This is a genomic window from Paenibacillus sp. DRB1-1 (assembly GCF_052119485.1).
Lineage (GTDB): Bacteria > Bacillota > Bacilli > Paenibacillales > Paenibacillaceae > Paenibacillus > Paenibacillus polymyxa_B.
In genome coordinates, this window is the sequence record NZ_JBODQH010000001.1 from 4133991 (window position 1) to 4157925 (window position 23935).

The 23935-nt window shown below is 47.0% G+C and carries 21 protein-coding genes; 20 read left to right on the plus strand and 1 reads right to left on the minus strand.

The window, feature by feature from the left end:
• Positions 1 to 157 precede the first annotated feature (157 nt).
• Positions 158 to 1069 (plus strand): serine/threonine protein kinase, encoded by a 912-nt coding sequence (locus tag ACQW03_RS18635; protein WP_076294364.1) that lies wholly within the window; start codon positions 158 to 160, stop codon positions 1067 to 1069.
• Positions 1070 to 1112: 43 nt separating this feature from the next.
• On the opposite strand, the gene ACQW03_RS18640 is transcribed toward ACQW03_RS18635, so the two are convergent.
• Positions 1113 to 3203 (minus strand): vWA domain-containing protein, encoded by a 2091-nt coding sequence (locus ACQW03_RS18640; protein ID WP_441951109.1) that lies wholly within the window; start codon positions 3201 to 3203, stop codon positions 1113 to 1115.
• 638 nt (positions 3204 to 3841) lie between these two features.
• Between ACQW03_RS18640 and ACQW03_RS18645 the strand changes: the two genes are divergently transcribed.
• The 19 genes from ACQW03_RS18645 to ACQW03_RS18735 all read left to right on the plus strand — a co-directional run bounded on the left by ACQW03_RS18645 (position 3842) and on the right by ACQW03_RS18735 (position 23926).
• Entirely contained in the window at positions 3842 to 6010 is a 2169-nt protein-coding gene (locus ACQW03_RS18645) for a hypothetical protein (protein ID WP_023989860.1), read from the plus strand.
• A 119-nt stretch (positions 6011 to 6129) separates the two neighbouring features.
• Complete coding sequence (locus tag ACQW03_RS18650) at positions 6130 to 6555, plus strand: hypothetical protein (protein WP_013311475.1); 426 nt, start codon at positions 6130 to 6132, stop codon at positions 6553 to 6555.
• A 130-nt stretch (positions 6556 to 6685) separates the two neighbouring features.
• Positions 6686 to 7135: a J domain-containing protein gene (locus ACQW03_RS18655; RefSeq protein WP_071642401.1), complete on the plus strand. Its 450-nt coding sequence runs from the start codon at positions 6686 to 6688 to the stop codon at positions 7133 to 7135.
• 32 nt (positions 7136 to 7167) lie between these two features.
• Positions 7168 to 7716 carry an FHA domain-containing protein gene (locus tag ACQW03_RS18660; RefSeq protein ID WP_068942022.1) on the plus strand — a complete coding sequence of 183 codons (549 nt, stop codon included), beginning with the start codon at positions 7168 to 7170 and terminating at the stop codon, positions 7714 to 7716.
• 67 nt (positions 7717 to 7783) lie between these two features.
• Entirely contained in the window at positions 7784 to 8311 is a 528-nt protein-coding gene (locus ACQW03_RS18665) for an FHA domain-containing protein (RefSeq protein WP_069290165.1), read from the plus strand.
• Positions 8312 to 8345: 34 nt separating this feature from the next.
• Entirely contained in the window at positions 8346 to 9176 is an 831-nt protein-coding gene (locus tag ACQW03_RS18670) for a PP2C family protein-serine/threonine phosphatase (RefSeq protein WP_441951113.1), read from the plus strand.
• Between the two features lie 22 nt (positions 9177 to 9198).
• Positions 9199 to 11088 (plus strand): PP2C family protein-serine/threonine phosphatase, encoded by a 1890-nt coding sequence (locus tag ACQW03_RS18675; protein WP_441951115.1) that lies wholly within the window; start codon positions 9199 to 9201, stop codon positions 11086 to 11088.
• Positions 11089 to 11134: 46 nt separating this feature from the next.
• A complete protein-coding gene (locus tag ACQW03_RS18680) occupies positions 11135 to 12454 on the plus strand; it encodes a normocyte-binding protein (RefSeq protein ID WP_441951117.1) in 1320 nt (439 codons plus the stop codon).
• Positions 12451 to 13140, plus strand: coding sequence for an iron-dependent peroxidase (locus ACQW03_RS18685; RefSeq protein ID WP_104496072.1), 690 nt, complete (start codon positions 12451 to 12453; stop codon positions 13138 to 13140). Before ACQW03_RS18680 ends, ACQW03_RS18685 begins: the two co-directional genes overlap by 4 nt.
• A 31-nt stretch (positions 13141 to 13171) precedes the next feature.
• Positions 13172 to 15823, plus strand: coding sequence for a molecular chaperone (locus ACQW03_RS18690; protein ID WP_071642395.1), 2652 nt, complete (start codon positions 13172 to 13174; stop codon positions 15821 to 15823).
• A 62-nt stretch (positions 15824 to 15885) separates the two neighbouring features.
• Entirely contained in the window at positions 15886 to 16398 is a 513-nt protein-coding gene (locus ACQW03_RS18695; RefSeq protein WP_076294394.1) for an RDD family protein, read from the plus strand.
• A gap of 60 nt (positions 16399 to 16458) precedes the next feature.
• Complete coding sequence (locus tag ACQW03_RS18700) at positions 16459 to 16611, plus strand: hypothetical protein (protein WP_023989850.1); 153 nt, start codon at positions 16459 to 16461, stop codon at positions 16609 to 16611.
• A gap of 18 nt (positions 16612 to 16629) precedes the next feature.
• Positions 16630 to 17406, plus strand: a complete 777-nt coding sequence (locus ACQW03_RS18705; protein ID WP_441951120.1) for a DNA and RNA helicase — start codon at positions 16630 to 16632, stop codon at positions 17404 to 17406.
• Positions 17407 to 17431: 25 nt separating this feature from the next.
• Entirely contained in the window at positions 17432 to 18031 is a 600-nt protein-coding gene (locus tag ACQW03_RS18710) for a hypothetical protein (protein WP_076294359.1), read from the plus strand.
• Positions 18028 to 19440, plus strand: a complete 1413-nt coding sequence (locus tag ACQW03_RS18715) for a contractile injection system protein, VgrG/Pvc8 family (RefSeq protein ID WP_071642389.1) — start codon at positions 18028 to 18030, stop codon at positions 19438 to 19440. The genes ACQW03_RS18710 and ACQW03_RS18715 overlap by 4 nt, the downstream gene beginning before the upstream one ends.
• On the plus strand, positions 19437 to 20084 hold the full coding sequence (locus ACQW03_RS18720; protein WP_441951122.1) for a hypothetical protein: 648 nt from the start codon (positions 19437 to 19439) through the stop codon (positions 20082 to 20084). Before ACQW03_RS18715 ends, ACQW03_RS18720 begins: the two co-directional genes overlap by 4 nt.
• Complete coding sequence (locus ACQW03_RS18725; protein ID WP_071642385.1) at positions 20066 to 20590, plus strand: hypothetical protein; 525 nt, start codon at positions 20066 to 20068, stop codon at positions 20588 to 20590. The genes ACQW03_RS18720 and ACQW03_RS18725 overlap by 19 nt, the downstream gene beginning before the upstream one ends.
• 15 nt (positions 20591 to 20605) lie before the next feature.
• Complete coding sequence (locus tag ACQW03_RS18730; RefSeq protein WP_071642384.1) at positions 20606 to 20998, plus strand: DUF4280 domain-containing protein; 393 nt, start codon at positions 20606 to 20608, stop codon at positions 20996 to 20998.
• Positions 20999 to 21019: 21 nt separating this feature from the next.
• A complete protein-coding gene (locus tag ACQW03_RS18735; protein WP_441951125.1) occupies positions 21020 to 23926 on the plus strand; it encodes a hypothetical protein in 2907 nt (968 codons plus the stop codon).
• Positions 23927 to 23935 lie beyond the last annotated feature (9 nt).

Here is a 23935-nt window from a genome sequence, read left to right on the forward strand (position 1 = left end):
CAGATGAATGCCAAAAGACCTGTCATCATTTCTCTAAGGGAGATTATGGCAGGTTATTTGTTTTTCCAATAATCTATTTTACGGTATAATAAAAAGATGTGTAATAAGCCGATATATACAAAAGACATAAGCTAAGAACCTGACAGGAGGACGAGTCATGATCGTGGATACAAGCGGGAATCTGCTTGCCCGTAATACGAAGCTGCGAAATACATATCAAATTCGAAGCGCCTTGTCCCGCAGTGAGCTGGCCATCGTGTATACGGCAAGGCTGTTGGATAACCGAGAAAAGGTCATTGTGAAAGAATTTTTTCCGAATGCACTGGCTTTGCGGGGGATAGATCGAAAAACGGTCACTTGCGGTGCTTCTATGCAATCCAAATACGTGGAGTTTATGCATTATTTTTTGCGTGAAGGGCAAATGTTGAAGGAGCTAAGTCATCCGGGGATTGTCGGTTATATAGATCACTTTGAGGAAAATGGAACTGCCTATCTGGTCATGGAATACTGTGCAGGCAAGACACTGGATCGAATGATGAAAGAAGAGGCTGTGCCAACGTATGATCCCACTTTTTTGTACCATACGCTGCTACCTTTAATTGATGCCATGGAGTACATTCATGACAAAGGAATTATTCACCGAGATATTAAGCCGGGCAACATTATGATTGGGGAAAATGGAAACATCAAGCTGATTGATTTTGGTTCGGCTGTGCATTTTGAAGGCAAAGAGCATCCGATCTTCACCACGGCGGGCTATTCTCCGCTGGAATTTTACTCTAATCGTTCGCAGCAGGGGCCTGTGTCTGATATCTATAGTTTGGCCGCCACGCTGTATTATTGCCGAAAAGGAACACCTCCGCCAGATGTGCCAGGCCGATTGTTTGCAGATCATTCCGAGCGGATTCAGATTGAAAATGCGGGACTTTCTCTGTTGCCGTATGTCATTCGACGTGGTCTGGAGGTACAGGCTAACAAGCGTTGCCGCTCACTTAGATGGTTTAAAGCCGCACTACGTGCGGAATATTGGATAAAAAAAGGGAAGCGCCCTACTCTTACGGTTCGTTAATCGTAAGAGAGGGTGCTTCTCTTTTTTTACGTTGTGACGGACATTATCCTGTCGGAGCTTGGATATGGTCGGTATACACTGAAGTATTCGGTTTAATCGCTTTGTATCGCAGCTCGATTTCAGTGACACCATCCTCGAATGTAATGTACAGTTTGTCACTGTACTCCATGACCGCTTTTTTATTGCGGGCTAATCTGATCTTTCCATGCTGTAAGGCACAGCGTGTATCATGTTTCACGATCAGGCTCCCTTTTTTGCCTGCGGAAAATAGGATCCGTTCCGCTTCTGGCAACGGTTCGTGAACGTCAAGCGTACGGAACAATTCCTGCAAGCTGACCTTACGACCCGGAAAGGAGGTGAGCGGCCAAGATTTTACCGGAATCTCCTGTCCGCTTGCTGTTGCGAGAAAATATCCTTCGATTCTTCCCGCAAACTGCGGCTTCGGCCGCAAGAACCAATACAGAAGAGCGGCTACCACGATACTGATGGCTACCGTCCATTTAATGGCTGTATACCGGGATTGTACAGAAACGGTTAGTGTAGCGCTGCTGGATGCCCCTTCCGGATCGGTAGCGGTAATCTTCAGCTGTGAGTCACCTGTGTGGAGCTCGGATAGCAGCAGATCATTACCGTTAATCTCAGCATTGACCGTATCCCCAGAGGCTTCTGAATCCAGCTTATAGTTCAGCTTGTCATGATTGGGGTCAATAATAAAATCCGATAAACTTCGACGGGAATCGCCGTCTTCTTTTACCAGGCGAATCGTCAGGTCTTTTAAGACCTGTGGCGCTGCATTGGCCGCGTGAACCTTATGTACAATTCCCTTACGGTACCATTGCGGACTATCCAGAGATAGCTGCCATGTATAATCCCCGGTTTGTGGGAACGCATATTCGGTATGAAAGGCTCCTGACTTATAGGTCATAGGCACCTTTTTGGCTGTGCCCCCCTTGGGAGTAACTACAATATGGGCTTGGAGAGACGTATATACGGCTTCATCTGTAAGCTTTTGACTGTCGGGTAACAGGAGCTGAGCTTGAAACGGTGTGGTTTGACCTTTCAGCAACTGCACAGGCTTGTCGCCATGAGTTGCCGTTGCTTGTTGCTTTCCTCCCATGGTAGCTTCGGCTTCCAGTCGATAGCTGCCAAGTAAATTGATTTTCACCAAATCCCCGCGTATGCCCCGTAGTTTCAACTTCACTTTACCTGCCTGTGGATGTTCGATTTTTAAAATCGCATATCGGCTCGACTTGTACCTGCGGACATTTTCTGAATTGGAATATAGCTGTGTTTCCAGAAGGGGATGCTCCGACAAAAGCACCAGGTTGGCTTCCTCCATACTAGAATCAGGTAGAGTTACAGTTAATTCTTGCATCTCGCCAGTGGTCGTAATTGCAGCAATTGGAACGAGCTTGGAGCGAATTTGACTGGCGAAAATACGGTTCAGAATTTCCGGCAGATCCTCCGCACTACTCGTAATAAAAGAAGCTCCACCCGTTTGAGAAGCGATCCGTTCGAGTTCTTGTCGGTTCACTGTGCCATCATGGTTCAGACCAATCGTGTACACCGGATATCCCTTGGTCTGTGCAGATTTGATGACAGAGGACACATCGTTATTGGAGTCACCTTTGGATCGGGAACCAGAGGAGGCACCAAAATCAGTCTCTCCATCTGACAATAGAATCATAAAAGGCTGACGCCCTTGGGATGCTCCTGCCGCTAGCAGCTCCGAGCCTCTGCGCAACCCAAGTCCCAAATCCGTATAACCGGAACGGTTTAGCGTTCTGATATCCTGCTGGATCTGGGATTTTTGCGCTGCCACGGCAATCGAAGTCAGTGGTTTCGAGGCGACCACGTTGTGATTGTAGGCAACGAATCCTACGCGTGTGCGGTCTGCATCACTCAAATCCATAAACATATTGATGACTTCGGCGGCAATGCCCTCAGGATCAGTATCCCTCATGGAATAACTTGTATCCAATACAAAAACGGCATCATATCCCTCGATCGGGACAGCACCTAAAGATGCTGCATTAGCCTGATTTACAGTGCAAATGACCCCATTTAAGCCCAATTGTAAAAATAGTACAAAAGTCATGAAAACGATAATCCCTAGTTTCCTTATTCTGAACATAAGCTCCTCCATCGTCGAGGCCAACATAGGGGGATCAACTCTCCTAATCCTTGGGATATAAGGGATAAAGGATCAAAACAGCTGATAACCCTCACATTAGCCATGAATTTGATTCTTTTACGCTTATCAGAAATATCCAATGGACTTCTATCGGTAATTGGGTTTCATTTGTGAATATTTCCCTGAAGAAACAGGTCTAACATATCATGAAAATTACGTATTCACGCATAAAATGAGTCAAAATGCCCTGTTTCAATCTGAGACTACAGAAATTGACAAAACTGAAGGGTGCTTTGTATGATAGCTCTCGTATCAACGGCAAAAATTGGGATTGAAGTTAGGAATACGAAATCATAAATTTGAAATTTCTGTGTTATCTGACTTTTGAATTTGAAAAACATCTCATTTGTATGCTTTGCCGTTAAAAGCCGAATAACGCTTCGGACCGATTTTCGAGGTTACATGCCTGTACCGTAAATGTGGTATAAGCTCAATCCTTTGACGAATTTAAATGTTAAGTAGGGGGGAGGAGGCAAAAGAACTAAAAATGAGTATTCGTCCGTTTCAAATTGGACATCCCATGTCCGTATATGGAGCAATGGACCTATAACTCATACTTTATTCATTTGCCGACAGCGATGGAAATCATTTATCAAACCAACCGGACAATGCTTTTTGAAGAGATTAACCCGGAAAAGCTGGACCTGATCACCATTGTAGGTGATGTGAAGGGTATTGACAGCTTGAGCGATGAAAAGATCAAGGAAATTAATCAGCACCTTCTGGTGCGCAGCTTTGACGAATTTTTGGATAAGTTTTCACCAACCGTGTATTCGTTTTTTAACGCGGCCAATCAAAAAGTCGTCTACACCCTTAAAAAGCCAGAGGGAATTGATGAGGATAGCATTTCTGAAATTCGTGTAAATCAAAGTAATGACTTTCTGAAAATGTTGTTTACGCTCATCGATACCAAGCGCAGTCAAGGAATCACCAATGTAGATTTCAAATTTGAAAATCTGCTGGATATGATTTCACCGAAAAAGGTCATGGATGATATTCGTCAAGTCCGCAAAGAAATTCATTATATGTATGGTGAATACGACAAGCTGGATGATGGCGATCCGAAGAAACTCGATATGGGTGACAAGCTGAATGGTATGTTCGAGGAAGCGAGTCAGAACTATAACAACGTTATGGCTATGCTCCCACTGGCAATTGAGGACATCAAAACCCGCCTTCTGCTCGGTGGCGCCCAAGAGGAAAACTCCGGTGAGCTGATCCAGGTGGGTATGCTCTCCATTGGAGAAAGCGGCGAACTGAAAATTATTGAAGCGCCGAAGAGCGACAGTACTGAGCTGATGCTGTTGGATGAGAACAGCACTGGCGATCTCTCCCAAGTATTCGAAGAGGATTATAACTCCATCACAGATACGCCTTCTGACTATGTGAAGGATTTGGTAGTTCGCACGTTTGTGCCACTGCCAGCTGTTCAGACCAAGGTGGATACAGCCGTTGAAGTTCAAAACTACAACACGTATCTGGAGTTCTATAAAAATGCCAAGGACGATTTCGTAAAGGCGGTTAAGCCGCTTGTGGAGAAAATTCTCGGTGTCAAAATGTTCTTCGACCAATATGCAACGAAGAGCAAAGGCATGCTGCCGACAATGCTGGTGGCGAACAACAAGCTGGACATGCTGGTAAAAAGCAGCAATATCCCGCGTCTGGAAACGTACCTGAATACTGTGAATGCTAAGAATGAATTCAGCGACACGATCTGGTTCGGTATCGTTCCATCCGTCGAGCTGGAAGCAGCCGGTAAGGTAAAGGTTTCACGTGAACGCTTCAAGGGCAACGAGAAGGTCGTTAAGCAGGGCGGGAATTCTATGGAATCGCTCTCGATGCTGCTGCAAGTCGTGAAGGATTACAAAATTCAAATGTTCTTTAACTTTGAATCCGGTGAAGAAACGACTTTCAACAGTATGGCGACAGCAGGCATCGATAAATATGTCGATAAATGCGCCAGTCTCGTTCGCAGAGAATATAGCGAATTTGCCATTCCTTGTGTACCGAATTTTACGATTATTCCGAAGGACAAATCGGGTGTTATTATCGACAGCAAAATGCTACAGACCGAAGATGGTGTACAGCTCTCTAAGGAGAAAGAGGATATTCTCAAGCTGTGGATCGAGGGCGTTTATGTGGGTGCAGCCTATGTTGCCGCCGGCTTGGTCGCTTCCTATCAGTGTCCTGAATACCTGCGTGAGACGTTCAAAACGGTCAATAAGAACTTTCCTGGCGTACGCTTCGACATTGAAGCGGGAGACAACAGTCTGCGCACGGTGACGACAATGGCCAAGGAAATCACCGGATTCACCAACACGATCAAGGATGCCATCAACCGTAAAAACTTCGGCTTTGTATTCTCGTCGGAGAATGCTCAGATCCAGGATAAGGATATCCGCCGGATTACCGTCTACAAGGCGAGAAGCATGGCGATGTCCGAGGACGGTTTTGACTCCATCTACAAGACGCTGGTCAGCACGTACATTGAACGTATTTTGCGCTACCAGACAGGGGACTTCAAACACGAAAATATCGTCCGCTTCTTCAGTAACAATCCGAGCAGTCAGAAGAGCAAGTGGCTGAGCAGCAGAGGATCTGTTAACTCGATCATTCAGGACGGAGACGATATGAGCTTCATTATTGATGAGAAAAGCAATATGTGCCATATCGATCTGGTCTTCAACGGTAATGTGAAGAACCTGGAAGTCATGATCACTAAGGGAACCAGCTCGGTCAAATCATGATCCGAGCACTACGAAAGATGTTAGAGGCGTTTCTATCCAGAATCGCCTTTATACATAAATCGCGGAGAAGCTCTGCATCTCCCGCCATCATATTACCTAATTTCAAGGAGGCAACACACATGGGATTCAGATTGAAAGTAGAAGGACAAGAAACAATCGAGCTGGGCTTGGATAACATCCAAACGGTTATTTATGACACCGATACACCGGACGATTCCAATGCACGCTCCACTGACGTAGGCTCCACGCTGCGCATCAGCGGCAAAATCATCACAGCAGTAGACGGTGACAGCGCGGATGACACGCTGAAACTGGCTCTGTGGTCTCTGGTTCCTGCTGAAAAAGCAGACAGCTACCGTAAAGTAACACTGGAAGTTATCGCAGCTGATCAAGTTGTGCGTAAAATCCACTTCCCGAATGCTTTCGTTGTAGACTACAACGAGCACTTCGGCGACACAGAAGGTGTAGGTGCATTTACACTCTACATCAAACAAAAGAAAGACAAAACCGAGCTGGCTACAATCGACGGCGGATATCCGGTTTAAGCTTAACGTCTTCACGTTAAGTGCAGCTTAAACACACACTCACCCGGCACACAAGTGCAGGGTGGATAAATATTAAGAGGCCTACGGGTCTCTTAATATTTATTTTTTTCGGAGAGGGGAACATCACACAATGACCAACTACTATGAGCTGCTCGGTGTCAGCCGGGATGCTTCGGAGGCAGAGATTAAGCAGGCTTACCGTAAACTGGCCAAAAAGTATCATCCTGATACCAACCAGGGAAGCGAGGAAGCAACGCGCAAGTTCAAGCTAATTCACGAGGCTTACAATACCTTGCGTGACGAAGCATTGCGGCAGGCATACGATGCCGAGCTCATCCGAAAAACTGAGGGAGCTGGCGGGGAACAGCGAGAGAGAGATAGAGGGGCTGCATCCTCCGGCGGTGCGCGTACGGCAGCCAAAGGATTCAATCCGGCTGATATAGGTACTGATTTTGAGCAATTTTTTGGTTTTCATCCGAAAACGAAGGAGGGCTCACCAGGGAAAAAAACGAAAAAACCCGGTGATCCGACGGATACCTCAGCGATGTTTAACCAATTTTTCGGTATTCGTAAAAAGTGATGATTTCAGGATAGAAATGGGGGAAGCAAGCAGTGAAAACGGCGCAGAACAGATGGGTTTTCATCATAGATGTTGCCATGTTCGGGCTGATGCTGGCGATCGCCTTTTATGTGTTTAATCGTACAGGCTACAGCGGTTTGAAAACCGTGGTCGCGATAGGTATTGGAATCGGCGTGCTTGTATACATATTGCGCAATCTGGTGTCTGTTGTACCCGTAGCCAAGCCAAAGGCGAAACGTCATCGGATTGCCAAGCTGGTGTTGATTGATGAAGAGGGCGAGTCCATTAAAGAATGGTATATCGAAGGCGAAACGTCACTCTTAATCGGTAAAACAACGTCACGTTCGGAGGCGGATATTGATTTGGTAGGTACAGATTATGCCTCCCTGGTAAGTGTGGAGCATGCGGTGCTCAACCGGGTGAACAGCGACTGGTTTGTGGAGGATGTGGATTCCGGTAATGGTACAGGCTTGCGGTCTGCCAACGAAAGTGTAACCAAGAAGTTGGAAAGCGGTGAGCCATACCGGATTTACTCAGGTGACTTATTATATATTGCCAATACGAGACTGCTCGTTAAATAGATGAGGATGCTGGAAAATCCTCAGATCGCTGAAAAGACAATCATGACAATGGGGGAAGGAACCGACTATGAGTTTGACAAGATGCCCGAACGGACACATGTTCAGTACACGAAAGCACGGAAATACGTGTCCATATTGCAACACGGTAGTAAATGTAGCTGCACCCAAGAGCGCAGAGCCAGTGGCGAAAACAAACGTCGCGGGAGATAACGACAAAACAATGCCGTATTTGGGCGAGACGGTGGGGATTCATCCGGTAACTGGATGGCTGGTATGCATCGAAGGAGCACAGGTGGGTCAGGACTATCGCATTATGGCGGAGAAAAACTTTATCGGGCGCGCAGAGGAAATGCATGTCCGCATTATCGGGGATAACACGATTTCCCGCAGAAATCATGCTGTCATTGTGTATGATCCGAAGAAACGTAACTTTTATTTGCTGCCAGGCGATTCATCAGGTTTGGCGTACCACAATAACGAGGCGGTATATTCACCAGCAGAGCTGGCTGCCTATGACGTGATTCAGCTGGGACACAGCAAATTTATCTTTATCCCGCTGTGTGGTGCCCATTTTGAGTGGGATAACGAAAACTAGGACGGAATTGGCAATGGTGCAGGGAGGTAACGATATGCAGCCTTATTTTGTTGTAAGTGGAGCTGCGGTACTATTCGCTGTTCTTCTCATGATCCGTATACGACTGACGCGAAGTCCCGGCAGCCGTACCGTGAGTGGAATTGAGATCGGAAATGGTCAAACGATCGGGAGCCGGAGCGAGCAGGATGATTATTTCTCCAGTATGACGACACCTGTCGGTACGCTGGCTGTTGTCGCAGACGGTATTAGTGGACTGGCCAATGGACGTATGTCCAGTACCTTAGCTGTGACGACTTTTACGAAGGCGTTTGCCAAGCTGGAAGATGCAACGAATTTGAACGGATATTTTGCAGAGGCGGCAACTCAAAGCAATCGCGGCATTTTGCAAAATTTGAATGGACAGGGCGGAGGAACGACGCTGGCTGCGGTCATTGTGTGCGGCTATCAGCTGTATTACGGAGCGGTGGGCGACAGTCTGATTACGATTTACCGCAATGGTCATTTCCAAACAGTCAATTCCAAGCATACAGCGGAAACACTGCTGGAGGAACGAGTGCTTGCTGGACAAATGACCTCGGAGGAAGCCAAAACGAGTCCAGTGCGCAATCAACTGGTCAACTACTTAGGCTATGAGGGCTTTGAGAGCATGGAACTGGGTAGTGCACCGATTCGTCTGTATTCAGGCGATCATGTGCTGCTGTGCAGCGATGGCATTCAGGAGGCGCTGACGGAGATTGAATTGGAAGAGATTATGCGCAAGGGTGGAATACCGCAGGAAACAGCGGATGCCATGATCGACGCCATTAATGATAAAGGCTTTAAAAGTCAGGATAATGCGACAGTACTTATTTTGGCGATAGGATGAAACAAGAAAGACGGGGGTAGCGATGCGCAAGGACAACAGCGATTTTAGTACCGCCTTTGTGTCGGAAGCGGGCTCTTACATAGACAACCGGGACTATTTTGCATTCATGGAGACGGACGACATGGCCTGTTATGTCCTCGCAGACGGTCTGGATTCGGATCAGGAACTGCGCAGCGCAGAAATGGTTGTCAAAACGGTGCTGGAAAACTTCATGGAGAAGCCTTCCATGTCCAAACGGCGCTTGATGAGAGATCTTCGTGAAGCGCAGGAATGGCTGCAATTTGAAAGCCGTCGTGTTCGGCTCAAAGCCAGTCTGCTGATGGTAGTGACCAACTACAACAAAATGGTATATGTTTCGTGCGGTAATGTGCGACTATATCATTTTCGCAATGGAAGGCTTAATTTTCGCAGTAAGGATCATAGCCTGGCTCAGTCATTGGCAGATGATGGACGCATTCCAGACGAAGCGACCAGCACACATGAGGAACGAGGCAATCTGCTGGAATACTTGGGAAATCCGAATGGAGTTCATGCCCATTACGCCAAAAAGACGCAGCTTGCAGATGGAGATGTAATCCTGCTCGCTACGTCAGGGATGTGGGAGGACGTCGAGTTGGCGGAAATGCTGGGGGCGCTAGAGGAAGCGAAGGACCCAGTCATGCTGACGGACACATTGGAAGAGGTTCTGCTAAGCAAACAGCACCGGACGGTGAATAATTACACGGCTGCGGCCATTTATGTAAATAAAGTTTTTCAGGAAAAGCCTAAAAACCGCCGTAAGCTGATCAAACGGATTTTGATTGCGTTGCTTGTCTTTATTGTTGTGGGCGGGGGAGCATGGATTACGCTGGCTCGTATGGCTGCGAATAAGGCAGCTGCGCTGGAAACGATGATCGAATCAGCCCAAGCCGCAGACGATTATGCAAGGACAGGGGATTATGCGAAGGCGCTTAAGTCTTACAGCGAAGCGAAAAACGCGGCGGTTAAAATTAACGATAAGATTCACAAGCGACTGTATACTGCAGAGCAGAAACTGTCTCAATTAATGGTTGATGGAGATGGCTATGTGGAAAAGGCGGACTTTACCAAAGCTGAAGCCAGCTACGCTAAAGCACGGAAAAGTGCCGGGCTATATCCACCATTTAATGTGAAGGATATTGAGCATAAAATCGACCAATTGGACAGCTATGCTGAGACGGCGAGCTGGATGAAGGACGGAGATTTGAAATTTCAGGGTGGCGATTACACGAATGCGCTTAAGCTGTACAAGAAAGCAAACAAGGCTGCGATGGAATCCGGATATACGTCCGCGCAAAAAGAACTGGAGAAGAAAATTACCGAGGCCAACGATAAATTGACAGCTATTCAGCAGCAACTCAAGGAGATTCAAGCTGGTAAACTTCAGGCCAAAGGGGATCGGATGATGAAGGATCTCGATTATGAAGGAGCCATTGAGGCCTATAGCGGGGCACAGGAAATTTATCAGGAGATCGATAAGCTCGAAAGTGTTCTGGCATTGGAGCGGAGCATAGCCAAGGCGGAAGAAAAGCAGAGCGCGGAGCAGCAGAAAAACGGTCAGCTTCCTGCTGGATTGGGATTGTCTGACGGAGCGTTGAACGACGTGGACGCAGGGGACGCAGCGAGTGAAGCTTCATCTTCCGCTGCTGCAATCCCTGCCGCAATCCCTGCTGCAGAATCGCAAATGAAGGCTGCGCCAACGGCTTCAGCGGGAACTACACCCGCGAAGAAGGAAGCCTCTTCGGCTGCAAAGAGCATGGGTACAGGCGATGGAACTGCCCCTTCGGCCAAGGTGGATACCAACAAAGAGCAAGGAACTGCTGATTCCGCTTCTAAAGCAGCAGGGGCGTCTGATTCAGAGAACCAAGATCGGGCTGCTGCGAACGGAAGTTAAGTTTTTCATGTTCACTGAAGCTGGAGCCGGAAAGGAGTGAGACGTCGTGAAAGAGCTGGTACAGGACCGTTTGAGCAAGATGGACGATTTAGAGCAGAGACGTTTACTGAAAAATATGATGGCGGGGGTATTTATGAACCTCGTCGAATATCAGGAAGAAATGACCCGCCAGCTAGAACGGCGGGTATTTGAGGAAATTGAGAATACGGAAGAAAAGATTGATGTGTACGTGTCATTGACATCGCGTGAGGACTATGACCCGATTCATGAATTTTTATATCCTGTGTTACCGTCTGATACGGAGGAAAAGCAGATGGACATCAGCCGTGTGGCAGAGGTGGTACGCGAAGGCGGTGCGATGCCGCTGTTTACGCTTTTTCTTGAGATGGAGACCGAACGAATCTCAGCGCTGGTGCGCAGCAAGCGAATTTTCTCAGGAATGTTGGTCACGGAAACCGACAATTATCCGATTCGTTTTCGTCTGGAGCATAACCGTTCTTATATTTTGGAGATTGAGCAGTTATATCACACGTTTATGCAAAATGGCATGCCGTGGAAAACAATTAATCACCCGTACGCTTATAAGTTTGTGGACTGTGTATTGATTGGTGGAGACGGCGAGCCGGCTGCCCATGAAGAAATTCATGAAATTACAATTTCATTGGAGGAATTCGACGTTTTTAAGAAGGGCGACGTTTTTCCACTTTGGAACATTGAAAGGCTATCTCTAAAGAACAGCGGTTTTCCTATACCCGCTATGGATCGTGTGAATTATGAGCATGTGCTGCCTTTGCGAAAAACAGGTCCTGAGCATGGTTATTTGATTGACGGGACTGAAGGTGATATCCGGTATATCAAGCGTACAGAAGAGGAACTGACGATTGTCACACCACGTGATAAGTCTGGCGAATGGAATGTGTTGAAGGTTACGAAGCCTGTTACAACGAGACTTAGTCGTCAGACTTATCCGTTATTGTCCAATCGGCGACAGGACAGCTTTTTGGGCCGCTATGCAGGAAAACAGGCCGTGATTGTCCGTGCCAAAGCGGAAATCATGCGCATCGTAAACTCGTTTGAAGCAGCACAGGGGCTGGAGCTGGAACGTGTGGACATCTGGGGAGGTGCAGGGAGAAATGATGTAAGCAACCTGTTAACCAAAACCCAGACGTATCCATTAAATCCGTTTGTCAGCGATAACGTACGGACAGAGGAAGGCAAGCAGATCATGCGTTTGGGGTTCAGACGTGGTTCTGACGATGTTTTTCCCACCGCGCCTGCTTATATTTTATCCGATTTAATGAGCTTTCTGGTATCGGAAGTGCAGATGTATTTTCCGGAGTACAAGTGTGAAGGAGAATGGGTGTGAATTACGTCTGGGATTTGCTCATGCGCGCGAGGGAACAGGGGCTGGATGTAGATAAATTCTGCTTCGTACCCGCTGTCAGCTACTCTCCGTATATGGAGCTTAGTCTGGCAGAGTTGAATACTTCCCATTTGGAGCAGGTAGTGGAAATAAATCCGTACTACCGCTTTTATTCTATTTTTCGGGATCTGTTTCCACCGGATGCTGAAGAGTATCTGGAGCTGAGAGAATCGCTATTTGATATTATGATGCATTTTCTGGCGGAAATGGACTTGTATCAAGGGATGAATCGGCGGGAGTACCATATCCGGTTTGTTCGGCGTGATATTGCAGAGGGCATTTTTGGCCCGAAGGTAAAGGAAGGCTTTGGGCAATTAAACCGTGAGGATCAGGACGCGATTGCTGAAGGATTGCTGCGCCTGTATGAGACGGGAGAAGCCGTACATCTGCTAAAAGAAACGATGCGGCGCGTCTTTCATCGCTCAATCATTTACACCAATTGTGAGGAAAAAGACGAACTGCTCATCTATATCGGCCAAGAGGAGACACCGTTGTCACGGATTAAAGTGGATTTGATTCTGGATTTGTTTCTTCCGGCACGTTTTACGACGGAATTGTATTGGACAAGTCATTTCGGCATTTTAGAGGAAGATCCTACGATGAAAATAGACGCTATCGCCCTCTATTAAGGCTAAATGGCTAAGAAAGGACATGTGAACGATGAACGGACCCTATACATACAGGTTGCTAGACCCGCTCACCGATCGAAAAAGCATACGCTTCACGGCGAAATACACGCGGGCGGAATTGGAGCAAATGACGACCTTTCAGTTACGCGGAATATGCGATAAGGAACGACTGGTCGAGGGCTTTGCCAATCGCCTGGCACGTGAAGAATTGATTCGCGTGATTTTGCGATTTCGGAGCGCGGAAGAGCATTTACTCATCACAAGGCCGAACCCTGGCGGTTTTGAACGCATGGAATCGGCACTACAGCGAAACTGGAACGACCGTCGACAGGAGAGCAGCGGTATCCGGGTTCCCGCTAAAATCACGCTGTATCAGGGTGTACGCACAGGTCGCATGGACAACTACCGGATCGAATCCGATTTGCCCTGGCTGAGCTCATCTAATGTGCTGCTGGTGAATGCGACAGGAGAACTGTGCGGTGTTTTGAATTTGGTGAAGGATGAGGGACGAACAGGCGTATATTATCTTTCTCGTCATCGCGACGCTGAACTGCGAGAGACGTCCAATCATAGTTATAGCCTGCTATTTCTGCGAAGACAGGAATCAGAATATTTTTATAACCTCTACTATGGAGATAAGCCGATGCTGCCGCTGAAGCTTCAAGGTCACCGGGTTCCGGTGGCAGAGCTGATCATTCGAGGCACGGAAACTACAGATGCGGTACTTGCGATTGATTTTGGCACCTCTAACACCACAGCAGGTGCTTATTTGGATAGCTCCTACGTTACGGCCCCTGATACAGGTATGAGCAGCACAGTAAGGCTGAACGCCATCAATTATGTGTCATTCCCCGGCCCAGAAGGGGCAGAAGGCGACTGGATCGAAGTATTGCCGACTGCTATTCGCGTCGCAGACTGCTCCAATCCGGAACATATCCTTTATGTATTTGGGGAGGATGCATTACGTGGATCTGACGTGGCAGGCAGCCGTGCGACAGTATTACGGGGAATCAAGCGGTGGGTCAACGACTACAAGCGAATCGAGGAATTAATGGATTCCGAGGGGAATACAGCAACTGCCTCCCGCAGCGATATTTTAGCTGCTTTTATCCGTTATGTGATTGCTACAGCCGAGCAGCAATTTAAGTGTCGGTTCCGCAATCTGCACTTTTCTGCTCCGGTCAAGCTGCAGCCCCAGTTTATAGAGATGTTTAGCGATATTTTGCCTGATTACCGGATTGAAACGGAGGATGCGTTGGACGAAGGGTTGGCTGTGCTGTACAACACGCTGGCAGACCAGATGGAACGAGGGACTTTTGCGGACGGTGAGGAGTATCAGGCACTTGTCATTGATTGTGGTGGAGGCACGACAGATTTGTCTTCCTGCCGATTCCGAATTGAGGACGGACGTATTGCTTACAAGCTGGATATTCACACAACGTATGAAAATGGGGATACCAATTTTGGCGGAAACAATCTGACGTATCGGATTATGCAGTTTATGAAAATTGTATTTGCAGGTTATTATGCTGCCGAGACGCGCTTGCCTGACACCGATATTGATGCCCTGATCGGCATTCCTTCGGGAGATTTGTACCGTCATGTGGATGAGTTTGGTGTAGATGCTGTATATGCGGGACTGGAGGAACGCTACCGAGAGGCAGAGGCCATCTTGCCTACCGCATTCAAACAGTATGAACATGCTACACGGGATGAATATCAGCGGGTACTGAGTAATTTTCATCTGTTGTGGAGCGCGGCAGAAAATATGAAAAAGGAATTTTTTCTACGTACGGGGATCTTGCGCAGCCGCTTCGAATCTGAGCAGGTATTATCTGCTGAAAGCGACCTGAACATTGCAGTGATGGACCGTTGGCTGGTTTCAGTCATCGAGAACGGACGGTTTCGTGATGAATATGGCTTGCCTGATGTGGTGTTTAACATTCGGGAGATACAGCAACTTCTTAAGGCAGATATCTACAATATTGTGCGCAAGTTTCTGGATGATTTTTATCAGGAGGGGCGCTTGCAGGATTATTCGATTATCAAGCTAACTGGGCAGTCCTGCCGAATTGACGTATTTCGCGAAGCACTCAAGGAATTTGTACCGGGGCGCAGTATTGAGTTCCGTCAAAAGGCAGAGGACCTCAGCCGGGTACCTGAGTTGAAAATGGCCTGTCTGCGCGGGGCTATCCGTTACCTGAACGCTAAAAAAATGGGCACGATTGAGCCTGTCATTACCAATCATATTCCGGCTATTCCGTACACGGTCAGCGCATGGACGCATACGGGGCGCGAAAAGGAGCTGATTGCGAGTTTAGAGAGCAACCGGGTGCGCGGTTCCATTTCCCGGCCGTCCCATGCAGCCGAGGTGGAGTTCTTCCTGACGGCCGACGGCGGCAAGCTGCGTCAGCGCCATGTATATCGTAGTCGGCCAGAAGCTTTTGAACCCATGCCGTATGAGGAAATTGCCGTGTTGTACGGGCGGGATATCCCGCAAGATGATACGGACTCCATCCGTAATGAGGAAACGAAATATTTTGTTTTTGTCGGGGATAGCCGCTGGGGCTTTTATGTAGTTCCGATTACCCGTCGAGATGAATTGCTGCATCTGGGTCCCAAACGCTTTTTTGCCTTCGAAAATGATCTCTCCGAGCTGGATTTCTTTGACGGCACGAAATAGTAAATTAAGGATTTCACAAAATGCTGAAATCAGAAAAGTACACAACACTTGGAGGGGATAACGTGCTGTATGCAGGTTTTTGGAAGCGAACTTTGGCTTATATCATCGATAGCCTTATTTTAGGATTTGTATTTATGATTATTGGATTGATCTGGGGTGTAATTCAGCTTTTTGGGAACTGGGCGCCATCTCCGGCAGAAAGCTCTATGCTGACAGACGGGCCGTCTGCTATTTTTACAATGCGATTATTAGGACAGACTTTGCTGAATTGGGGAGCTATATGGCTATACTATGCGCTTATGGAATCATCCAAATGCAAAGCCACGGTGGGCAAGCTGGCTCTCGGCATCGTTGTAGTAGATGAGTTTAATCACAAGCTCAGCTTTGGACGTGCGAGTGCCCGCTACTGGAGTAAGCTTATATCGGTCATCATTTTGTTCATCGGTTTTATCATGGCAGCCTTTACGGCGAGAAAACAGGCCCTTCACGATCTAATCGCTCGTACCTATGTTGTGGACAAACGCGAGCTGAATTATATCCTTCGTGAGCAGGCTGAACGCGGAGCCGGGATGTAAAGGTGGATAAATAGATTCTAAGATTATTATGAACCGTAGTTTTCAATCAGGGGGAGCACGATGGATATACGCAGATTTTTAGAAAAGAATATTCGCCTATTTACTGGATTACTTGGAGTAAGTAAAGCTCAACCCATCGATGATGCAGTTCCTGTTCCGCCTCCTGCACCCGGTGTGAATCGGCTATCTGTTCCCCTAAATAAAGAAGAATAGAGAAAGGAGGGGAGCACCATGTTAACGCATATCGTTCCGAAGTTTGAGAAGGGCCGTATTCTTAAAACCGAGATGCTAGAGAACCTGCGAGACTACCCTCGCAGTTTTCTGGATATCAGGTATCAGGATTTTTCGGATGGCATTATCACCGGAATGAACCTAACTGTCGGGGAGAACACGCTGACCATTGGTAGAGGCATCGTGAAGCACAAGGATAGACTATACCTGCTGGAGCAGGAGCGGGAAGTGCCGTATGCGGCTACAGGCCGGCTATCGGTGTTGAAGTTGCTCTTTTTGGAACAAACAGATCGCCCGGATTTCACAGTCCATCATGCAGATATCGTGCTGGAGGATGAGGCAGAGATCGGTCTGGATGAGATGGAGCTGGGCCGATTCAAGCTTAAAGATGGAGCTGTGCTTCGCTCGGATTATCAGGATTTTGCTGACATGGCTACCGAATTCAATACATGGAGCGATATTTATGCTCCTTTTGCGGGTTTGAAGCAGAGTACATTGCGCCCGGAAACGATGCGCTACTTCGCATCCGAACTGCTTAAAAGTGGTGCCACAGATCCGATGGATTGTATGTTTGCGCTCATATGCCTGAACTCAGAAGCCGTAGACAGGGAGTCCATCCAGCATTACATTGCAAACCGAAATGGTGCGGAATACAGAGATTATTCTCATGCTCAGTTGCATAGACAGTTAGTTCTTATTCTAGAAGGCGCCGGACGTGGAAAACGAACAGCAGGACGTTGGCAGGGCGGCGGAGCCGGACGGATGATTGTGGATTAGAAAATCAGGTAGAGGAGTGTGCATTATGAAATATGAGGATGAAAAGATTTTGGATCGGCTCCGTGAGATGGAGAAGCTGAAGAGGCCTAACAATATTTTAGCAGGACCCATAATCATTAACGGTCAATCCTATGTGTTTGAAGAGCGATCTTTTTTTAAGGATCGGCTGAAAATGCATGTCCCCTCTATCTTTACTCCAATGCCTAAGCATTTGCAAAAGATTAAATATCCTCATGAGCAACGTCCAGAAATGATTTTGACGAATGATTTGGGCAGTGTGGATGTTACGCTGAATCGGGTGGACCAGACGTTACAAGATGAATGGGTGGAGCAGCTCACTTCTGGCATGAAGGCCATGATGAAAAATATGAATCCTGCCCATGTATTTTATGATGAAAAAATAGAAGAGGTATTTGGTAAGCAGATTGGCTATTTTGACTTTAAAAGTCCTGCGCTGGACCAGCCCATCTACCACAATATGTTCTACTTTGAGCTGGAAGGAAAGACGGTCATGGGAACATTTTGTTGTCCGTATAAGCAGTATGCTGAATGGCGGGATGTCGCCCTGCAGATGATTCGTACCATTCAAACGGTTGACGAGGCAGAAAAGGAGGGATATGAATGAGTAACCCCATTTACACCACAGCAGATGTTCAGGTGGCCCCTTATCAGTTTCAGCGCGTATTAAGTATCCATCTCATTAAACAGTTAAACGAACATGTGAGCTTCTGCATACGTGGAATTGTTTCGGAGGACAAGCTGGATCAATACGTAGAAAAAGCAGATGAAGATGAGCACATCGAAGTCTTCTTAAAAAGTGAAGGCAAGGAGTTCCGGTTTTTTCAGGGAATCGTCACGAATATTGCTGTAAAAGCTGTAAACGGAGTACGCGAGCTTACGATTGAGGCTAGCAGTGAAACCTTAATGATGGACATTCGCCCTAAACGTCGTTCATTCCAAAAAACAGGAGAGTCGTATAACAAACTGTTTTCGCATGTTACAAGTTCATATACTGATGCAGAAGTGATTGATGAGGCTTCTCATGGCGCAGCTATCGGTGAATTATTAGTGCAATACAATGAAACGGACTGGGCTTTTGTCAAAAGAATTGCTTCTCGGCTACATGCTGCTTTAATTCCAATTACGATGCAACAAGGACTGAAATATGTGATTGGTGTCCCCCATTCTAGTGCCCCTCAACCGCTGAACGAACATAACTATTCCATAAAAAAAGACTTGAAGGAGCACAAGCTCATGTCCCGTAACGGGTTGCCGGAGTATGGCGAGTCTAACAGCTTGAGCTATGAAGTGACCAGCAACAAAGTGCTAGAACTCGGTAGTTCCGTCATTTTTCATAAAAGAACGCTTTACATAGCTAGGGCGGAGACGACCACAGAAGGAAATCTGATCGTTAATCGTTACATTTTACGGGATGCACATGGGTTAAAATGCCCAACCGTCTATGCCTATGATCTGTCAGGAGCCTCTCTGTTTGGTAAGGTGATTGATATTTCCAAAGAAAAGGTGAAAATCAAGCTGGAAATTGATCAAGGTTCGACTGCATCCGGGGCTATGTGGTTTCCCTATTCTACGGTATATTCTTCTCCTGATGGGAGCGGCTGGTATGTCATGCCGGAAGCAGGGGATCAAATTCGTCTGTACTTTCCGGATGAAAGGGAGCAGCATGCTTTTGCCGCCAGTTCTGTCGATCTTGCCTCCTCTGATCCTGTTAAAAGAAGTGATCCTGCGGTCAAAAGTATTAGCACCAAATACGGCAAACAAGTCGTTTTCAAGCCTGGTGCAGTAGAAATTATCAACAGTGGGCAAATGCTAATGCGTCTCACGGATGAAGGCGGGATCGAAATTAACAGTAACAAAAAAATAACCCTATCTGCTCAGGAAGATATCCAGATTACAGGGGGAGCGAAAATTATTATGGAGGGGAAAGAAGGCGTAAGTTTTATTCAATCCGGAGCCAAACTCGACATCATGGACGATGTGAGATTAACCGGGGGTAAGGTGAACATTGAATGAAGCTCATGGATCGGGATGCTGCGTTGCAGGATTTGCTGGAAAAGCACGTATTTACGGAATGGATACATGATTTGGCTCTTATTGAAAACAACTTTCTGACGCGCCAGCAAGCTATTGAAGACGAGCTTATAGCAGCTTTAGAGTCGATATGCCAGCTCGCTACCCTTCAGCACGAGCAAGGTCGTAAGGGGGATATTCGATATATTTATATCTCCTTGCTCAGAACTCGTGTTATGAGAAATAAAGCGGTTTATCGTATAGATGCCTATGATGAAAATTGGTTTCTGGATGAGACTGAATGCGCTGTGGAATGGTCGGCAGACTTTGTTTTCGGGCCTCTGTTCAATCGCATGACTAAGCTGGAAAAGCTTAAATCAGATTATGCCCGTAAGATCACGACGATGGATATTGAACAAATTCAACAAATTGAGGCGGTCAAATACCATCTGCTCACTGTTGAGTTCTTGAAAAGCCAGATGCCAGTTCTTATCGCTTCCCCTTCGTTAGAAAGGATGCCAAAAGCAAATGTATGCACGATATTTGCTGGAGAATATCGAGATGATAGCGAAATATTGTGCCGTTTTACGCGTAGTGAGGGAGCCGAGGCACGAGAGGGGGAATCTTCATGGATTATTTCCTCTTAAAGCAGGATGTGCGGTATACCCATGTTCCTGCGCTACAAAAGGTGATGGAAACGATTGACCCGTGGAAGCTGTATGATTTGCAGCCGGAGGATATTGTCAAGCCATTGATGTTTCACGTGAAGGCAGATGCAGAAAGTATTTTTAATGATTATCTAGAAGGTCCCATTCCACTCATTTCAGATGCTTTAAAACGCCTTGTCCAGGCCTATGTGCCGGAGATGCCTATGAAATTAACGATACTTACTCAGATCGAACAGAAGATACAGAAGAATTACTATATACCTTTTGCGGAGCGGCTTGCAGCAGTACATCCAGAAAGCGAATGGAATTTGGATCAAAGTGTGCTTAGAAAGCTGGTATTACAAGCAGATGCTATTCGGGGCCACAAGATATTTACAATCCAGGAGAGTGCTACCCCGATGATCATCGTCCGTTTGGACGTGGCGGAAAGTATATTGCGGCGTGATTACACAGGGATCGCTTTGGAGCAAGTCCAGGTGAAATAGGGAGGGAAAGGGCATATGTCAGACAATGAGTATTATGTCGTACGGGGGGCCTGTATGCGTTGCACTTGCGGGACCCATCCTCGAAAGATCAATTTGCCGAACAGCCACGGGGCTCTTGTTAATGGTAAACCTATGATGAATGAAGGAGATTATTCTCCTGAGAATGTCCCTCATTTTGGAATTTGTAACAGTCCAGAACAGCCGAGTGCCGAGACGATATATCTGATCGCCGAAGATGGCTCCACAATCTCAGGGAAGCCATGCCTGCCGATGCTGACGGATAAGTGGAAAAACACAAAAGAACAGACAAAGGTGGAAGGCCAGCCAGCCTTGACGACCTCTTCATTTCAGACTTGTTTATATCATGGGTTTATCGAATTTCATACGAATGGCCAGCAGGAGGAGTAGCTGGAAGGGAGGTTTGAAAACATGATAGGATATGATCAGATTCGAATAGATTCCCCCTACCCCATTCAGGTCTTAAAGGATGTTCAGATCGAGTGGAAGCCGGGTGAGCATGGGCGTATTACACTCACAGGTATTTGTAAGGAGTCGAGTCATGCCACGGCTGCGCTAGATGCGACCTCAGAGGATCAGCTACATGTGTATGCGCAGAATGGACAAGAGGAAATCAGCTTGTTTAAGGGTGTCGTCCATACAGTGGAAGTTGAGAACCATAATGGAGTATATACACTTACACTGGAAGGAATCAGTGGCTCATTTGAGCTGGATATTGTTAAAAGAAAGCGGTCATTTCCTGAGGAAAAACAAACATATAAACAGTTAGTGAATAAGCTTGCTCAAGGCTATGAGCGAAGTGATGTCTTGTACCAGACCGGAGAGCAGTCGGTAGGCGAAGCCATTTTACAATATGATGAAACCGACTGGGAGCTTATGAAACGGATGGCGAGCCGTTTACATACAGTGGTGGTCAGCGACATATGGGAGTCCGCATCGCCGAAGCTGTATTTCGGCATGCTTGCTGGCACCCAGCGAACGATTCGCAAGGATACGCCATATACGGCAAGTAAAGATTTAAAGGGCTATCAGCGGGCAGGCGGAACGTCAGCCGGACTACATGATACCGACTTTTTCAAATACGAGATTGAGAGCGGAGAACGGTATGCTCTTGGAGATGAGGTGCAATTTCGCCAGAAAACAATGATTGTAACTGAATTGCGAAGCCGCATGGAAAAGGGACATTTGCTATTCAGTTATGTGTTGGCCCGCGCAGAGGGCATTCGCAGTGATTTCATCTCCAATCCCAAAACAATCGGAATTTCTCTGGAAGGAGAGGTCCTTGCGGTACGGGGAGAGGAAGTGAAGATGCGGCTGGCGATTGATAAGGATGATGGGGTATCCGAGCCGCATTGGTATCCGTTCGCTCCCCCAACGGGAAGTGCGATGTACAGTATGCCAAAGGTGGGAACACAGGCAAGCCTGTATTTTCCAGATGCGTCTGGTTCCAGAGCAATGATTTTGGGTGCGGTTCGTACAAATGGAGACGGGTGTGCGAAAACGAGTAATCCCAATGACCGATATTTTGGTACGGAGCATGGAAGTGAGCTGAAAATGGCACCAGGTCGCATCCATATCATGGGTGATGCGGGTGGGACATTGCAGATGAGTCTGGACGATGCTACTGGGATTGAAATAACTAGTCCCAAGAAGTTATCGTTAGAAGCAGAGCAGGAAATCATTCTGAATACGCCGAAGAAAATCATTATTGATGGAACAAGTCAGGTCATGGCGTATCAGACGGGAGGAAGCACGGGGCTTTCGGTAGAAAACGAATACCACGTGTTGGGAGGAAACGTCTGGGCTGACGGTAGCGACCGAACTGCATATCCGCCGTTTGATGATGAACCGAAGGAAGGCGAGCCCCCTCCACCACCGCCGCCCCCTGAACCGTTTAACTGGGGCAAGCTAGGGATGAATATTTTGGGCGGTTTGGCGGTTGTGGCAGCTGTAGCCGTGGTGGCGGCCGTTACGGTAGCGACACTTGGAGCGGGTACGGTGGTCATTGCGGCGGTAGCCGGAGGAGCACTGCTTGCAGGCGGCTTGGGCGTAGCGAGTTTGGCGGCATCGGATATCGCCCGAGGGGAAGTGAGCGACTTTAGTGACTATGCCCTGACCGGCTTAAAAGAAGCGGGGATCGGGGCAGTGTCTGGAGCGATCTTTGGTCCACTCGGTGTAGGAGGAACGTTGCTAAGAAAAGCAGCGATCGGCGGTGTGACAAATGCCGCGGAAAATCTGGCGAGTCAGGTGCTAAGTGGTGAGAAGATCAACTGGGGCTCAGTAGCAAAGGACGCAGGACTGGGCTTTGTCACTGTGGGCGTACTGGATTCCAAAGTAGGCAAGGCCATTGGCGGATTCGCTGAAAAAGTAGGCAGCAAGGTTACACCGCAATGGATTAGCAAAGGTGTAGATGCAGTCGGGGCAGGCTTTGGCAAAGCTGTAACCAAGCTGGAGCAGGCCGGCAGTAAATTGGGTCAGAAGTTCAATGAGCAACTGAGTAAAATGGCAGACGGCCTCAGCCCCGGGAAGTTGGCCACAGCCAACGGAGCGCCAGTTCCGCACGTTAATAAGATAGACAGCGGACCACTTCCACAGACGGATGTGCAGAAGAATTACAACAAGGTCATGAAGGAAATGGAAGAGAGCGCGGCGAAAAAGGTTGAGGGGACGGGTAAAGGTGATTCAGGTGGTAGTAAGGCTGACAATATCAAAAAAGAAATTAAAACTTTAGATGAACAAATAGCGAAATTGAAAAAAGAAGGAAATGAGGATGACCTCAAAAGATTAACACGTAAAAGAAACAAATTGGCAAACAAACTAGATACTAAAGATGAAATTAGTGATAATTTTGACTTGAAAGACGCAAAAGAACATGAAAGAAAAATCGATAACTCTAAATATTTTAGTCATGATAAAGGTGATTTTGGAGAAGAAGTAGCGAAAAAAGTAGCAAAAGATAACAATTTAGGTGAAGACATTTCAGATTTTTTCCAAACAGGTAGGAACGGTGTAGATGCGACATTTTTATCAAAGGGTCCTCCACCAAAATTAACAATGATTGAATCAAAAGCATCAGATTCCGCCAGTTTTAGTTATTCTAATAAACAAAAATTGGGAGGGGAAGCTTATTTTCAAGATATGCTAAAAAGTAGCAATTCAATATATGCGGCTTTTCAGACTAAATTGAAAAAACTAAAAAAGGAGTATCCTGGATTGCAATTTGATTTTATTAGGGTAGAAACAGATTTAAAGATAACCAAAACTGGATTTGGTGTAGACGAATTAAAGATAAAAGATTGGAACAAAGCAATAGACTAACCTTAAGGA